Source organism: Pseudonocardia yunnanensis, assembly GCF_039534065.1.
GTDB lineage: Bacteria > Actinomycetota > Actinomycetes > Mycobacteriales > Pseudonocardiaceae > Pseudonocardia > Pseudonocardia yunnanensis.
The window spans coordinates 720,685-735,104 of record NZ_BAAAUS010000001.1 but is presented as its reverse complement, the minus strand read 5'-3'; the positions used below and the strand labels follow the sequence as shown (position 1 = coordinate 735,104).

The following is a 14,420-nucleotide window of genomic DNA, read 5'->3' as shown; positions in this document are numbered from 1 at the left end:
GCATTACTGCTGGTAGCGGTGCCGCTCCTGCCTCCGGTCATCGACGGCGGATCGTAGGCTGAGGGCTCCCGCGCTGCTCAGGAGCCCGCAGTCACGGGCGCGGTGGGGGAGGGCCGGTATGGCCGAGGCAGGTCGGGACGACGGTGGACCGGGTGTGATCCGGTCGGCGTTCGAGTTGCTCGAACTGCTGCGCGTCCTCGGTCGGGCCCGGCTGGCCGACCTGACGAGGGAATCCGGGCTGCCGCGCACGACCGTGCATCGCCTGATGGGCCAACTGGCGGACGTCGGGGCGGTCGAACGCATCGACGCGCACTACAGGCTCGGTCCGAACCTGTTGACTCTCGGCCAGCACGTGACACCGCTCGAACGGCTGCGCGCCGTGGCGCAGCGGCCTCTGATCGAGCTCGCTGCGGCCACGCCTGCCCACGTGGGCCTGCTCGCGATGGCGGCCACAGGACCGATCTACCTGGACGTGTTCGTGGGCAGAGGTCGGCTGCCGTTCCGTCGTCAGCCGGGTGAGCCGGCGCCTTCAGGCTCGGCCGGGGCACGCCTGCTGCAGTCCGGCGGGCCGGCCCTCGCCATCGACGACGGCAGTGCGATCGACGGTGTGAGTTGCGCTGCGCATGCGCTCCCGCTGCCCGGCGGCGACGTCGCATGCGTCGGCATGGCCGTCCCGCTGCCGCGGTTGCCGCGCGCTCTTCTCGCTCCGCTGCAGGCAACCACGAGCCGTATCGCGACGCTGCTGGCCGCGCACCCGGCCGAGCCGATGTGAGCGTCGGGGTCAGGTCGCTCGCAGTCCGCCGTCGATCATGAGGTCGATCGCGCAAACGCCGGTGTTGGTGAGCAGGAAGTCCGTGGCATCGACGATCTCGGCGATCGTGACGAGCCGGCCGAGCGGCGTGCGGGCGATGGCCGGGTGCTCGGGCTGATCCCGCCACCGCGAGCTGTCGCCGACCACTCCGGGGTGCAGTGCATTGATCCGAATCGGCGCCAACTCCAGTGCGAGCGTGCGGACCAGTCCGCTGACGCCGGCGTTGAACGTGGTGACCATGGTGGAACCGGGGTAAGGCCGGTTTCGGGCCAATCCGCCGAATACCACCACTGACGCGGATGGCGTGAATCGCTCGCGCACTACCCGGATCGTCTCGGTGAAGCCGACCAGCTTGACCGTGACCGAATCCGCCGCGGCGTCGACGTCGAACGTCGCCAGGGTGTTTCGAGAGGTGTCGTTCGCGGCGGTGGCGAGCACGAGGTGATCGACCGGTCCGATTTCGGACAAAGAGCTCTCGATGCCGTGGGGGTCCGAAAGGTCGAGCGCGAGGCCGTGGGAATCTCCCCCGATGTCGCGGGCCACCTTCTCGGCGCGATCGGCACTGCGCGAAGTGAGTACGACGTGGTCACCGAGCGCGGCCCTGTTGCGGGCGATTCCCGAGCCCAGGCTGCCGGTGCCACCGACAATCAACGTAGAAGTCATGGAGATGACGATAGGAAGACCTGGTGGTGGGACTCCAGGTAGCGTCCACTCAGTGGACCTGTCCTCCTGCGGCCCCTGGGCGATCGGGCACTGAAAGCAGGCGGGTGACTTTGCGGTAGTGATAGCGGCGCCGGCGCCGGTAGTGGCGCTCCCTCCACGCATTCTGATTCGAAATGGATCAGATCGGCATGGCGGAAAGTGAGTGCAAGTCATTGTGCTGCGACGGAGAAGGGAATCTCCTTGAGCCTGCGTGACGAGGCACCGGCCATCGGTGGTGGGCGGGCGCGTGTCAAGTCGGTCGAGCAGTCCATCGCCGACACGGATGAGCCGGGCACAAGGCTCCGCAAGGAGCTCGGAGTGCTGGATCTTGTGGGGTTCGGCGTTGCGGCCGTGGTGGGCGCCGGAATCTTCACGCTCACCGCGAGTACCGCGGGCAACGTGGCCGGACCGTCGGTGTCGCTGGCGTTCGTGATGGCCGCCGTGGCGTGTGGGCTCGCCGCGTTGTGCTACGCGGAGTTCGCCTCCATCGTCCCGGTGGCCGGAAGCGCCTACACGTTCTCCTATGCGACGTTCGGCGAGACGGTGGCCTGGATCGTCGGCTGGGATCTGGTGCTGGAGTTCGCGGTGGCCGGCGCGGTGGTGTCCAAGGGATGGTCGCAGTATCTGGCCCAGTTCCTGGCGCAGGCCGGGGTGCCGATGTCCGCCGCCACGGTGTCGTTGGGCCCGTTCGAGTTCGACTGGGGCGCGCTGCTGATAGTCGTGGCTCTCACCTCGGTGCTCGCGCTCGGGGTGAAGCTGTCCAACAGGGTCAGCCAGGTCATCACCGCGATCAAGGTTCTGGTGGTGTTGCTGGTGGTCGTGGTCGGAGTCGGCTACGTCAAGGCGGCGAACTACAGCCCTTTCATCCCGCCGCCCGCCCACGGGTCCACATCGGACCATGCGGGCTCGTGGCTGCACCAGACACTGCTGGAGAGGATATGGGGCGGCGGGGGCGGCAGTTACGGCGTGGCCGGCCTGCTTGCGGCGGCGTCGCTGGTGTTCTTCGCGTTCCTCGGGTTCGACGCGTTGGCCACCAGTCCGGAGGAGGCCCGCAACCCACAGAAGGACATCCCTCGCGGCATCATCGGCGCGCTGGTGCCGGTGACGATTCTGTACGTGGCGGTCTCGCTCGTGCTCACCGGCATGGTCAACTACACCGAGCTCGCTACTCGGCCAGACGGTACGACGGCCACCTTGGCCACCGCATTCGCGTTGGACGGGATCAACTGGGCCGTGGTGGTCATTTCGTTGGGAGCGCTGGCCGGGCTGACGACCGTTGTGCTGGTGGCGATGTTCGGCCAGATCCGGATTCTGTTCGCGATGGCCCGGGATGGACTGCTGCCGCGCGGGCTGGCGAAGACCGGTTCCCGGGAGGTGCCGGTGCGGCTCACGGTGATCGTGGGCGCGGTGGTGGCCGTCGTCGCGGCGTTGTTCCCCATCGGCGATCTGGCGGAGATGGTCAACATCGGCACATTGTTCGCATTCGTGTTGGTGTCCATCGGGGTAATGGTGCTGCGGCGCCGCCGACCCGACCTGCCGCGCACATTTCACACCCCGTTGATGCCGATCATTCCGATCCTGGCTGTGCTGTCCTGCCTGTGGCTGATGGTCAACCTGAGTATCGAGACCTGGCTCCGGTTCGTGGTGTGGATGGTTGTCGGACTCGCCGTCTACTGCGGCTACGGCCGGAGCCACTCCAGGTTCGCCCGATTGTGAGCACGGCGTGGGCCGCTTTCCGGTTCATGTCCGCAGTCGTGCTGTGGATCACTGGATTCGTCGAACCGCGACGGGCCGTCGGCCCGTGTGAACACGCGACCGGGTCGGAGCGACCGCCTACAGATCGAGGGATTTCCTGATGAAGCTCATCTCCGTTGTCCGGTACGGGGTCATCGCCGCCGCGAGCCTCGCCGCGCTCACCGCGTGCGGCCAAGGTGGCGCCCCCGCCTCCCTGGCGCCGGTGGTGCAGCAGGCCCCCATCGCGCCGACTCCCCTTGCGTTGCCTCCCCAGCAAGGGGACCAGCAGACGCTCGAGCCGCTGGGTCAGGTGCAGATCTTCCAGGAGGCGGCCCCGAGCTATGTGACACCGCCCGCCAGCCATAAGCCGGCCAAGACCATCCAGATGCAGGCGGCTTCCAGTCCCAAGGTCGGCACCTACGTCACCGACAGCGCCGGCATGACGCTCTACAAGTCCGCCTCGGACAGCACGAACCCGCCGCAGTCCACCTGCAACAGCCGCTGTGCGCAGGTCTTCCCGCCGATGACGGTGGACGGCGGCGCGAAGATCTACCTGTCGGGGATCGATGCGTCCAAGGTCGGCGTGATGAAGCGGTCCGACGGCACCGTTCAGGTGACCATCAACGGATCGCCCGTCTACTACTACTCCCAGGACCGGCCCGGCCAGATCAACGGCCAGGGTGTCTCGAACACCTGGTCCGCCGTGACCCCGACGGGCGGCAGCACGGCCGTGCAGGTGTCGAACAACGGGCGGTCGTCGAGCAATGGCCAGTCCTCGAGCAACGGCCAGTCCTCGATCAACGGGCAGTCCGGCAACGGGCAGTCGTCGAGCAGGTCTGGTGGATCCTCGACGGGTTCCGGACAGACAGGTTACGGACAGACGGGTTCCGGACAGACGGGTTCCGGACAGAGGGGCAACCAGGGCTACGGGCAGTCCTCGGGTAGCCAGTCGCAGGGGAGCGAGATCGCTTCTGCTGCCCCGGCGCCGGCATACGGGCGGTCGTCGGGTGGGTACTCGTCGGGCGGGCAGCAGGGTCGTGTCGATGGATCGTCCTACACGCAGAACTGATAGGCAGAACGCCGGCGGCGGGCGACCGCGGTCGGCGTTCTCGCGTGCGTCAGTGAGGACTCAGAAGGTGATCTGCGGTCGTATGCCTGCGACGACGCGACAGGTGGTGCACAGATCGCTGTGCTCGCTCGGGACCTCGGGCGGCACCGTGATCTCGCCCCCCGTGATGTGCTCGGCGACGCACCACAGCGTGTGCAGGTCGTTCTCGGCGAAGAACAGAGCGTCGGCCTCGAACATGGTGAGGCCGAGCAGATCGCGCGCGACGCCGCGGATCTCGCGCCCGTCGGTGAGCCGGCGCGCGGAGTCGGCACCGTGCCACTGGGAGCCCGGGTCGGTGATCGGTTCCCAGTCGAGGGCGAGACCTTCGTGCCGGACGACGGTGCCGGCGAGGCAGTGCGAGGTGCCGCAGCCGGGGCGGCGGAGGGCCCAGAAACGTTGTTCGTGCTCGTCGCGGTGGGCGGTGACGTACTCCAGTCCCTTCCGCAGCCGGGCGACGTCGACGTCGGGAGCAGCGAGCTTCGACAGGCGGTCGGGTCGGGGTTGAGTGCGCATCCGGGTGCTCCTTCGGTTTCGGCCAGGAGTGCGGTCTTCGGCCCCGCTACCGGCGGATCTCCGGTGCGTGCGCGCTGGTCAGTGTTGCGCAGAATCTCCGCAGGGTCATGCGGGAACTTCGATCACGCCGGCGCGCAGAGCTTCCGCGACGGGCCAGGGCTCCTGTCCTCTTCGGGCAGTCCGCTCGATCCGTGCATATCTCGGTGTTCTGCTTAGCGCCAGCAATAGCAGAAGTGCAGTCCTCGGCTGTTCGACCTTCCGAAAGTACGATGCGTATCGGGGGGAGGTAGCTGTCTTCGAGTGTCTACCATCGAGCGAATCGAAAGGAATGCCTGTGACACGATCGCGAGTCAATTGCACGAGGAGGTCGAGTAGTTCTCCGGCCACGTTGCCGGAAACGGCTGCCACGGGCGCCGAGAACGCGTGCCCCTCGACGGCACGCCCGCAGAAGCCGGGACGCGGAGCGTGCCGGGGCTGCCGAGGCGGATCGTCGTCGGCCGCGCGCGATCCAGGACCAGTTTGCAGCTCTGGACGATCCTGAGCGCGGGTTTTGCATCCGGTCGCCGGATCCCCGCGAGACGGGGCACGCTCTGGCAGCTCATTCTCCTGCTCCCCGAGCTGCAGCAGGGTCGGCACAGTCCGTCGCCACTCGTCTCGGGTCGAGAGGTGCTGCGACGGATCGAAGGCTCCGCCCCGGTTGCCCACCTGAGCTGTGCGCCAAGGGCGCCTTCCACTTCGCGTGAGGAACCGGTTCCGTCATCACCATCCACCGTTTCTCTCCGGCAGGACATGCCCGGAGAGGCTCCCGGCCGCCCACCGAGGGGGCCCGATATCGCACTTGGCCGCCGGATGCGCACGTCCGGTCGGGACCGATTGCACATCGTGTCCGTCGGCGGAGCCGTCCGAGGAGACCTATCCGCAACAACCGAGGTCATGGCCCCCTACATGCGTGCGTCGCACGAATCATGAATGCTGATGCGCAACGGCGGCGTCAACTGGGCGAGTTCCTCAGAATCCGGCGGTTGCGGCTTCCCCGCGCCGAACTGGGTCTGCCCCCCATCGGCAGGCGAAGCATTGGGCTTCGCCGCGAGGAGGCTGCCGCCCTGTCCGGCATGAGCATCACCTGGTACAGCTGGCTGGAGCAGGGACGCGATACCCGACCGTCCCGGAACGTGCTCGACTCGCTCGCCCGTACGTTTCGCCTGTCGGTCGCCGAGCATGCCTACATCCTGACGCTGGCCGGGTATGCCGCTCCGCCCCCGACCGAGGACAAGATTCCCCGGCGCACCCCCACGCACGCGCGAAGGCTGCTTGCCGTGCTGGACGACCTTCCGGCATACGTCGCCTCCTCGGACTGGCAGATCGTGGGGTGGACCAGAACGCTCGAGGCGATCTACCCCAACGTCGCGACCGTTCGAGAAGCCGACCGGAACGAGCTGTGGCTCATGTTCACCGATCCGGACGTGCGCGAGTTGATGCACGACTGGGAGGCCGCCGGGCGACATCTCGCAGCCGACTTCAGAACCGAGGTCGGTCCGCGGCTGACCGACCCGCTGGTCTCCCGCCTGATCAGCAGGCTGTCCGCCGAGAGCGATCTCTTCCGCTCCTGCTGGGAGAATCACGAGGTCCGTGGATTCACCCCCAGGAGATCGTTGATCCACCACCCCGTCGCCGGTGATCTCCACCTCTGGCTCCACCGGATGGCCCCCGCAGGGCATCCCGACCTGCACATGGTGATCTGGATACCGGACCTGACCACGGACACCCGCGAACGACTGGCTCGGGTGGTCCAGGGGCGAAGTTGCGTGGGCTAGACGGCCTCGCACCACCCGGCCTGCGACCGGCAGCGGCGCGGTCGCCGCAGGTCGCGGCCTCGGGGTCGAGTGCTCGGGTACGCACATGCCGCTCGTGTGTGCGTCCATCCTGCGCCGGGTTCGTCATGCCCTCGGTCCATGATCGGAAGAGACCGGATCACGACGGGGTTCCCATTGGTCGTGAACGCCACATCCTCGACCGGTCCCGACCAGTTCTCCACGCTCTCGCACCTCGAGTGTTCCCGTGACGGTTCCCGACACGATGCCGACGTGGTGCAGGGGACGTCCCCGCTCGGCGCCCCGCTGCTGGCCCGCTACGACCTCGAACGGGCGGCGGCGACCGTCACCCCGGCCCTGATCGCGACACGCGCACCGGATCTCTGGCGTTACCACGAGCTGCTCCCGGTGCGGGATCCCGCGCACGTCGTCACCCTCGGCGAGGGCATGACCCCGCTGCTGGACCTGCCCCGGCACGGTGCCCGCATCGGTGTCCCGACGCTGCGGATGAAGGACGAGGGGCTCGTCCCGACCGGTGCATTCAAGGCGCGCGGTGCCGCGGTCGGCGTGTCACGTGCCGCTGAGCTGGGCGTCACCGGTGTCGCGATGCCGACCAACGGCAACGCCGGCGCGGCGTGGGCCGCCTATGCGGCGCGGGCCGGGATGCGGGCGCTGGTCGCGATGCCGGTGGATGCTCCGGTGATCACGCGCCGGGAGTGTGTGGTGACCGGCGCGGAGCTGTACCTGGTGGACGGCCTGATCGGGGATGCGGGGGCGTTGATCAAGGCGGCGGTGGCGGAGCGCCCCGGTTACCAGGACACCTCGACGCTGCGTGAGCCCTACCGGCTGGAGGGCAAGAAGACGATGGGCTACGAGATCGTCGAGCAACTGGGCTGGCGGGTGCCCGACGTCATCCTCTATCCCACCGGAGGCGGGGTCGGGATCATCGCGATCTACAAGGCCCTGCTGGAGCTGCGTGAGCTGGGCTGGCTCACCGGTGACCTGCCGCGGTTGGTCGCGGTGCAGGCCGCGGGATGTGCGCCGATCGTCGAGGCCTTCCACGCCGGGCTCGACGAGAGCAGCCCGCCCGCCGACGCGCACACCGTCGCGTTCGGGATCACGGTGCCCAAGGCGCTGGGTGACTTCCTCGTGCTCGACGCGGTGCGTTCGACCGGAGGCACCGCCGTGGCCGTCACCGACGAGGAGCTGCTCGCGGCGCAGGGCGCACTGGCCCGTGACGAGGGCACCTGGGTGTGCCCGGAGGGTGCGGCCTGTTTCGCGGCGGTCGCACAGCTGCGGGAGTCGGGGTGGCTCACCGGCGCCGAGGATGTGGTGGTGCTCAACACCGGTACGGGGCTGATCTATCCGGACACGGTGCCCGTGGACGTCCCGGTGCTGGCGAAGACCGGAGCGATCCCCGCGATGTCGTGAGAGACCGCTCCTCGGCCGGCTCAGCCGCTGAGGAGCGCTCGCACCTGTGTGGCGTAGGCCGCGCGTGTCTCCGCGGTCGTGAGCTGCTGCTCGGACCCGCTGTAGGAGAGCACGAACGGCCCGATCCGCTCGACGCTGTCGCCGAGCCCGTCGGCGAAGTGCACCGCCGTCGCGTCGTCGCGCATCTGGTACACCGACACCGCATCGGTGGTGATGAGCTGCACGCAGCCGGCAGAGGTGCACGACTCCGTGTTGTCCCGCTGACGACCCACCGGGAACTCCGTGTTCAAGTTGTCGACGACTTGCTGAGCGGACGGCCCTGTGGATCCACCTGCATCGCCAATCGCACACCCGGCGATCAGCGCGAGCGCGGCGACCGCGGTCAGCACGGCGTATCCGATCCGGATCATGTCGTGATCACTCTTGATCATCGCCGCACGTGCCACCGTGTTACGCAGAGCGAGCATGCGGATACAAAAAACCCGGTTACGGCGTTCGCTCGGGCACGGTGCTCACCGGTGGCCCGCCGTCACGGTCGGGCGGGCGGCGAGTGACCAGCAGCCGTGCTCCGTACACCAGCGCGGAGGCGGCGAACAGCGCCGCGACCAGCCAGAGCCAGCGGCCCAGGTAGGGCTGCTGGTCGAGGCCGGTGGCGGCCAGGTGGGTCGCCCCGCCCTGGCGGATGATGCCGGGCAGGAACATCAGCAGGGTCAGACCCGCGCCCAGGGCGGGGATCCGGACGTGATTGACGAGCGGCACGCGCGGGCGCGGCAGGCGGGCGAGAGCCGAGGTGAGAAGCCGGTCGGCTCCTGCGTACAGCGGGAACAGCACCAGGTCGTGCACGACCGCGGCGCCGACGAACCACACGAGCACGGTGAGCAGCGTCGGATCGCCGAGCAGGAACGACGCCGCGTAGCCGGCGAGCGCGAAGCAGGCGAGCAGGAGCGCGAGGTGCCCGGGACGCGCGCCGTAGCGACGGCGGAACGGGGCCATCACACGGCCCGGAAGTCGATCGAGCGAACCCACTTCGTGCAGTGCACGCCGGGCAGGGCGGGGACGATGACACGGGCCGGGAAGCCGTGGTCCGCGCTGAGGTCGGCGCCATTGACCCGCAGGGCGAGCAGCGACTCGGGATCGAGGACCTGGCCTGCCGACAGCGTGGCCCGGCCGAACGGGCCCGGGTCGAGCGAGTCGACGAACGCCGAGGCCGGGTTCGGGACTCCGGCGAGCGTGGCGAGGTCGCGCAGTCGCACCCCCGTCCAGGTCTGCACCGTCGACCAGCCTTCGACGCAGGCGATCGGGAGCCGCGCTGTGTGCAGGGGCAGCGGGCCGTTTCCGGAGAGGAGCATCTCCCGGTCCAGCCGCTGCGCGACCCGGCCCCCGCGGAGGTCCAGCCGCCAGGACGGCCCGGTGGCGGCGGAATGGATCGTGGCGGCAGCGGCCGTGCGGTTCACCGGGAACTCGTTGGCTCCGGCATCGGCACCGCCGGGGTTGCGGCTGCGGGGGAGCAGGAGCGCGAGGGGACGCAGCGGGCCGCCGACCGTCTCACCGGCCGTCAGCGCGGCGACGAACAGCGCCCCGCCGCCGACGAGGGCAAGCGCCCCCCGCCGGCTCATCGTGGGTGCCGCGGGTGCGGTCGGGACGAGCCCGATCTCGCCGTCGGGCTCCTCGGGCCGGGTGTCGGCGAGCGGGGTGCGCAGTTCGGCACGCAGGGACCGCGAGCGCAGCGACCGGACCATCGTGGGCAGCTTGAGGGAGACGTGGGTGACGAACGCGGCGACGAACACCCACGCTCCGAGGTAGTGCCCGGTGTAGAAGCTGAAACCGAAGACGTAGTCGTACTGGATGTTGAGCAGTCCGGTGACGATCTCGAAGAGGATGCTGCCGACGAGCAGCAGCAGCGACGCACGCTCGAGCAACTGCGCGGGCGTGCGCACCGGCGGCCAGGTGAACAGCTTCGGGATGACCGACCAGAGCTTCGCCGCCACGACCGGGACGACGACCAGCCCGAGCCCGACGTGCAGCCCTTGAGTCAACCGGAACAGCCACGACGGGCGGGTGGGCCAGTCGAAGAACGGCAGGTGCAGCCAGCCGACGTCGCCGGGGATGCTCTGTCCCGGTCCGTATGCGACGTAGTCGAGCAGGCCGGTGATCACCACCAGGGGCAGCGCTGCGAGCAGCACGGCCCCGAAGACCGAGGTCAGCCACGGGCCGCGCAGCGGGCTGCGGAACCGGATGGGATTTCCGGCGCGCGAACGTGGGCCGCCCTGCAGGAGCGTCATCGGGGGTCCCTTCGAATGGTGTGGACACTCCAAATTACGGTGACGGCTGTGGGAAATCGGTCGGCCCGGCCGATCGGTAAGAGAGCCCTAAGAGCGGGTGCTCGCCGGTCCGTGATCGACTGCGGCTGACGGTTCATACGTCGCATCGCTCGGACTGGAGCGATAGGTCCAAAATGTAGGATCGGCTGCCGTGAGCACAGACGGGGTCGTGTCCGCGGAGCCGCGTCTGACGCGCAAGGGCCGGGCGACCCGGGAGCGGATCGTCACCACGGCGGCAGGGCTGATGTTCGACCACGGTGTCGCCGGGACGAGCATCGAGGACGTGCAGGCCGCAGCCGGGGTGAGCAGCTCACAGATCTACCACTACTTCCGCGACAAGCGGGCGCTCGTCCGCGCCGTGATCGCGTGTCAGACGGATGCGGTACTCGGCGCCCAGCAGCCTCTCCTGGACCGGTTGGACAGCGTGGAGGCCCTGCGGAAGTGGCGCGACCTCCTGGTCGGGCTCCAGCGCGAGCGCCACTACGAAGGGGGCTGTCCGCTGGGCTCGCTGGCCGGCGAGCTCGCCGAGACGGACCCAGCAGCCCGAGCGGCTCTCGCCGCCGGGTTCGGCACGTGGGAATCGGCGATCCGGGCGGGGATCCAGGCGATGCGCGACCGCGGCGAGCTGCCCGCAGACGCCGATCCTGAACGCATGGCGAGGGCGCTGCTTGCGGCGCTGCAGGGAGGCCTGCTGCTCACCCAGGTTCGCCGGGACACCGCCGGGCTGGAGGCTGCCCTGGACACGGTGATCGACCACATCGCCGGGGTCGGCGCCGGCACCTCGCAGCACGTGGGGTGACCTCGCAGCGCCCCGGCGTGCTGCGAGGACGTACGACGGGCTGCGACGTCGCGATTCCGGCGGTCAGCGCCGCTGGAGCTGCCTGCGTGAGGTGATCTCGAGCTTGGCGAAGATCCTGCCCAGGTGCCACTCGACCGTGCGCGGGCTGATGAACAGCCGGGAGGCGATCTCGGCATTCGTGAGGCCGTCGCCTGCGAGGCGGGCGATCTGGACCTCCTGGGCGGTGAGATCGCTGATGGTGCTGACACTGCGCTTTCTGACGTGCTCGCCGGTGGCCAGCAGTTCGCGCTCGGCGCGCTGGGCGAACGCCTCCATCTCCATCGCGGTGAACGCGTTGTAGGCGGTGCGCAACTGCTCGCGCGCGTCGAGCCGGCGACTCGCGCGGCGCAGCCATTCGCCGTAGAGCAGCTGGGCGCGCGCGAGCTCGCCCCGAACGCGGGTGCGCGAGAGGCGGTCGATGGCCTCGCGATAGTCGGCCTCGGCTGCCGGGCCGTCACCCAGCAGTGCGCGGGAGCGCGCTTCGAGGCCCAGCGCCCAGTCGGTGCCGCCGGCGCGCGTCAGTCGAGTGAGCGACTGCAGCGCGTCGGCCGCGCGTCCGAGGTCCCCGGTCCGGGTCGCGGCTTCGACGAGCTCGACGAGCGAGCCCCAGGTGGACACGCCCATCTCGTGCGGATGCTCGGTCACCTGGCCGGCCGCGGCCAGCGCGTCCTCGTACCGGCCGAGGCCCGCGTACAGGACCGCCGCTGTCCAGTGGGCGTAGGCCACACCGATCCCCTCGCCCCGGCGTGCCGCCTCCTCGAGCGTGGCCTCGATGAGCGCGGTGCCCTCGGCTTCGCGGCCCCGCCAGGCGACGAGCGCGAGGGCACCGTAGGGCGCGAGGTGACTCCCGGTCGCCTCGGTGACGGTCTCCAGCTCCTCGATCAGTGACGCTGCGGCGCCCAGCTCGCCAACCCACACGTGCATGCCGATGCGCATGGACAGCGCGAGGGGGAGCGCGGTGAGTGCGCCGGTATCCCGGGCGAGTTCGACAAGGCGGGCGGAGTGCTCGTCCCAGGTCCCGTCCCATATGTCCACGGCGCTGACATGGGCGAGCCAGAGCCAGCGCAGCCCCTCTTCCTCGGGGAGGTCCGTGCCGCGGAAGCCTTGCAACGCCTGCCGCAGCACCGGTATCCCCTCGGCGAACCCGTCGGCATAACGGGTGGCCAGGCCGTCGAGGAGAAGGTCGGCCGCCCGTGGGGGGTGCGGCGCCTGCGGTGCGTCCCGTGCGGCTTCGGCGGCCTTCCGTACACCGCTGCCGGCAGCAAACGGGCCGACGAACATGGCCGCGGAGAGTGCGTCCAGGTAGGTCTCACGAGCCAGTCGGACGTCGATCCCTTCCAGTTGTTCGGCCGCTTTGAGCAGCAGTGGGGCGGCGTCGCCGCCGCGGTTCACGGCGAAGGCGATCTCGGCGCGCAGCAGATCGACGTGGGCATGCGGGACCTCGCCCAGCGGCGTCGCCTCCGCAAGGGACAGCAGGCGCAGGGCTGAGTCGGGAGCACCGGCCTGATGCATGGCCTGTGCCGCGGCCAGCGTGCGCTCCGTCCGGCGCGCCGGGTCACGCGTCAGCGCGGCCGCCCGTTCGAGGAACGCGCCTGCCGCCGCCGGCCCGCCCCGCGCCCGTGCCCGCTCGGCCGAGCGTTCGAGCTCCGAGGCGACGTCCTCGTCCGGGGTGGGGGCGGCCTCGGCGCGGTGCCAGGCGCGGCGATCGGGGTCGGCCTCGGGGTCGGTGACCTGTGCCAGCGCCCGATGCACGCTGCGCCGCTCCTCGGGGGTCGCCGCCCGGTAGATCGCAGACCGCAGCAGCGGATGCCGGAACCGCACGTGGGTGCCGATCTCGAGCATCTCCGCCCCGACCGCGGGCGCCGCCGCGCCGGACGTGATGCCGAGCCGCTGGGCCGCGCGCCACACCAGCACGGGGTCGCCCACCGGTTCGGCGGCTGCGAGCAGCAACAACTGCCGCGTGTCGTCCGGGAGGGGAGCCAGCTGCCGACGGAAGCTGTCCTCGATCTGCTGGGGGAGCGCGGCCGCGCCGGGCATACCGAATCCGCCGGCAAGCTCCGCGGGCAGCAATCCCCGTGGCAGCTCCAGCAACGCAAGCGGGTTGCCCCTGGTCTCGGCGACCATCCGGCCGAGCACCCGCTCGTCCAACGGACCACGAACCACCGAACCCAGCAGCGCCCGCGCGTCAGCGTCGGTCAGCCCGCCGACCACCAGCTCCGGCAGGCGGGCCAGCTCCGCCACCCCGTCGGGCATCCGCACCGCGAAGACCAGCGCCACCGACTCCGCGCCCAGGCGGCGCGCGACGAATGCCAACACCTGTGCCGAGGCCCGGTCGAGCCACTGCGCATCGTCGACCACGCACACGAGCGGGCGGCTACGTGCCGCTTCGGCCAGCAGCCCCAGTACGGCCAGCCCGATCAGGAAGCGATCCGGCGCGGGGCCGCGGCTCAGCCCGAACGCGGTATGGAGCGCTTCACGTTGAGGGGAGGGGATCTGATCGACTCGTTCGAGCATCGGCGCGCACAGCTGGTGCAGGCCGGCGAAAGCCAATTCCATCTCCGACTGGACTCCCGCAGCGTGCACGACCTGGCACCCGGTCGCCCGCTCGGCCAGATCGTCCAGCAGTGCCGTCTTGCCCACACCGGGCTCGCCGCGCATCACCAGCGCCCGGCTCCCGCCTGCCCGAAGAGCCTCGAGCATCTGATCGAGCGCCATACGCTCGCCGTGACGGCCACGCAACATCTGGCAACACCGCCTTCTCAGATCTTCGCCGCGCCCCACCCCCGGGAGTGTCCGAAGCCGCGTGAAAACGGCAGTTCAACATGCTCCGGAACAAGCTACGCGAACTGCGATCGCGAGACGTTCGCTCGTGTTCCGGTCGAGAACACGCCGCCGGGCATCGGTGTGCGGCCCAGCGAGGGGGCGTACGTGAGCGTTCTCGAGGCCCGCGTCAGCCGCACCGGCCGTGCGGTGCGGCTCGGCCGGCGTTCGCACGACTGCGACGAAGTCCTCGGCGCGCGATCATCCCCTTCGTCGGCACTGTGGTGATTCGGCGGCGGCGCATTTCCGACATGTCCAACTTCATTTCAATGATGACATGTCACAAAGGACGGTGTGCCGAAATCCGCGGGGGCATGGCCGAAAGTGTGTG

The 14,420-nt window shown here is 69.8% G+C and carries 13 protein-coding genes; 7 read left to right on the top strand and 6 right to left on the bottom strand.

Going from position 1 to position 14,420, the window contains the following annotated elements; genetic code table 11:
* The first annotated feature begins 118 nt into the window (after window positions 1–118).
* Window positions 119–772 carry a helix-turn-helix domain-containing protein gene (locus tag ABD743_RS03290; RefSeq protein WP_344718639.1) on the top strand — a complete coding sequence of 218 codons (654 nt, stop codon included), beginning with the start codon at window positions 119–121 and terminating at the stop codon, window positions 770–772.
* Between the two features lie 9 nt (window positions 773–781).
* Here the strand turns inward: ABD743_RS03290 and ABD743_RS03285 are convergent, their stop codons facing one another.
* Complete coding sequence (locus ABD743_RS03285; protein WP_344718637.1) at window positions 782–1,474, bottom strand: SDR family oxidoreductase; 693 nt, start codon at window positions 1,472–1,474, stop codon at window positions 782–784.
* Window positions 1,475–1,714: 240 nt separating this feature from the next.
* Between ABD743_RS03285 and ABD743_RS03280 the strand changes: the two genes are divergently transcribed.
* Window positions 1,715–3,229: an amino acid permease gene (locus ABD743_RS03280; RefSeq protein WP_344718635.1), complete on the top strand. Its 1,515-nt coding sequence runs from the start codon at window positions 1,715–1,717 to the stop codon at window positions 3,227–3,229.
* 139 nt (window positions 3,230–3,368) lie between these two features.
* Window positions 3,369–4,316 (top strand): COG4315 family predicted lipoprotein, encoded by a 948-nt coding sequence (locus ABD743_RS03275; protein ID WP_344718634.1) that lies wholly within the window; start codon window positions 3,369–3,371, stop codon window positions 4,314–4,316.
* A gap of 60 nt (window positions 4,317–4,376) precedes the next feature.
* On the opposite strand, the gene ABD743_RS03270 is transcribed toward ABD743_RS03275, so the two are convergent.
* The gene (locus ABD743_RS03270) at window positions 4,377–4,868 is read right to left on the bottom strand and encodes a hypothetical protein (protein ID WP_344718632.1); all 492 of its coding nucleotides are present in this window, start codon (window positions 4,866–4,868) and stop codon (window positions 4,377–4,379) included.
* A 965-nt stretch (window positions 4,869–5,833) separates the two neighbouring features.
* On the opposite strand from ABD743_RS03270, the gene ABD743_RS03265 reads away from it, so the two are divergent.
* Window positions 5,834–6,682: a helix-turn-helix transcriptional regulator gene (locus ABD743_RS03265; RefSeq protein ID WP_344718630.1), complete on the top strand. Its 849-nt coding sequence runs from the start codon at window positions 5,834–5,836 to the stop codon at window positions 6,680–6,682.
* A gap of 138 nt (window positions 6,683–6,820) precedes the next feature.
* Window positions 6,821–8,110, top strand: a complete 1,290-nt coding sequence (locus ABD743_RS03260; protein ID WP_344718628.1) for a threonine synthase — start codon at window positions 6,821–6,823, stop codon at window positions 8,108–8,110.
* Between the two features lie 20 nt (window positions 8,111–8,130).
* On the opposite strand, the gene ABD743_RS03255 is transcribed toward ABD743_RS03260, so the two are convergent.
* The 3 genes from ABD743_RS03255 to ABD743_RS03245 are packed head-to-tail and all read right to left on the bottom strand — an operon-like array spanning window position 8,131 to window position 10,392.
* Window positions 8,131–8,577, bottom strand: coding sequence for a hypothetical protein (locus ABD743_RS03255; RefSeq protein WP_344718626.1), 447 nt, complete (start codon window positions 8,575–8,577; stop codon window positions 8,131–8,133).
* A gap of 19 nt (window positions 8,578–8,596) precedes the next feature.
* Window positions 8,597–9,136 carry a hypothetical protein gene (locus ABD743_RS03250; RefSeq protein WP_344718624.1) on the bottom strand — a complete coding sequence of 180 codons (540 nt, stop codon included), beginning with the start codon at window positions 9,134–9,136 and terminating at the stop codon, window positions 8,597–8,599.
* A complete protein-coding gene (locus tag ABD743_RS03245; protein WP_344718622.1) occupies window positions 9,103–10,392 on the bottom strand; it encodes a molybdopterin-dependent oxidoreductase in 1,290 nt (429 codons plus the stop codon). Before ABD743_RS03245 ends, ABD743_RS03250 begins: the two co-directional genes overlap by 34 nt.
* A gap of 190 nt (window positions 10,393–10,582) precedes the next feature.
* On the opposite strand from ABD743_RS03245, the gene ABD743_RS03240 reads away from it, so the two are divergent.
* Complete coding sequence (locus tag ABD743_RS03240; RefSeq protein ID WP_344718620.1) at window positions 10,583–11,230, top strand: TetR/AcrR family transcriptional regulator; 648 nt, start codon at window positions 10,583–10,585, stop codon at window positions 11,228–11,230.
* Between the two features lie 63 nt (window positions 11,231–11,293).
* Here the strand turns inward: ABD743_RS03240 and ABD743_RS03235 are convergent, their stop codons facing one another.
* The gene (locus ABD743_RS03235; RefSeq protein WP_344718791.1) at window positions 11,294–13,969 is read right to left on the bottom strand and encodes an ATP-binding protein; all 2,676 of its coding nucleotides are present in this window, start codon (window positions 13,967–13,969) and stop codon (window positions 11,294–11,296) included.
* Window positions 13,970–13,993: 24 nt separating this feature from the next.
* On the opposite strand from ABD743_RS03235, the gene ABD743_RS03230 reads away from it, so the two are divergent.
* On the top strand, window positions 13,994–14,317 hold the full coding sequence (locus ABD743_RS03230) for a hypothetical protein (protein WP_344718618.1): 324 nt from the start codon (window positions 13,994–13,996) through the stop codon (window positions 14,315–14,317).
* Window positions 14,318–14,420: the final 103 nt, after the last annotated feature.

Bases quoted from the DNA above. Each gene is read 5' to 3' on its own strand.
- ABD743_RS03265 (WP_344718630.1), top strand. From the start codon at position 5,834: ATGAATGCTGATGCGCAACGGCGGCGTCAACTGGGCGAGTTCCTCAGA.
- ABD743_RS03255 (WP_344718626.1), bottom strand. From the start codon at position 8,577: ATGCTCGCTCTGCGTAACACGGTGGCACGTGCGGCGATGATCAAGAGT.
- ABD743_RS03275 (WP_344718634.1), top strand. From the start codon at position 3,369: ATGAAGCTCATCTCCGTTGTCCGGTACGGGGTCATCGCCGCCGCGAGC.
- ABD743_RS03270 (WP_344718632.1), bottom strand. From the start codon at position 4,868: ATGCGCACTCAACCCCGACCCGACCGCCTGTCGAAGCTCGCTGCTCCC.
- ABD743_RS03260 (WP_344718628.1), top strand. From the start codon at position 6,821: ATGATCGGAAGAGACCGGATCACGACGGGGTTCCCATTGGTCGTGAAC.
- ABD743_RS03285 (WP_344718637.1), bottom strand. From the start codon at position 1,474: ATGACTTCTACGTTGATTGTCGGTGGCACCGGCAGCCTGGGCTCGGGA.
- ABD743_RS03235 (WP_344718791.1), bottom strand. From the start codon at position 13,969: ATGCTCGAGGCTCTTCGGGCAGGCGGGAGCCGGGCGCTGGTGATGCGC.
- ABD743_RS03245 (WP_344718622.1), bottom strand. From the start codon at position 10,392: ATGACGCTCCTGCAGGGCGGCCCACGTTCGCGCGCCGGAAATCCCATC.
- ABD743_RS03290 (WP_344718639.1), top strand. From the start codon at position 119: ATGGCCGAGGCAGGTCGGGACGACGGTGGACCGGGTGTGATCCGGTCG.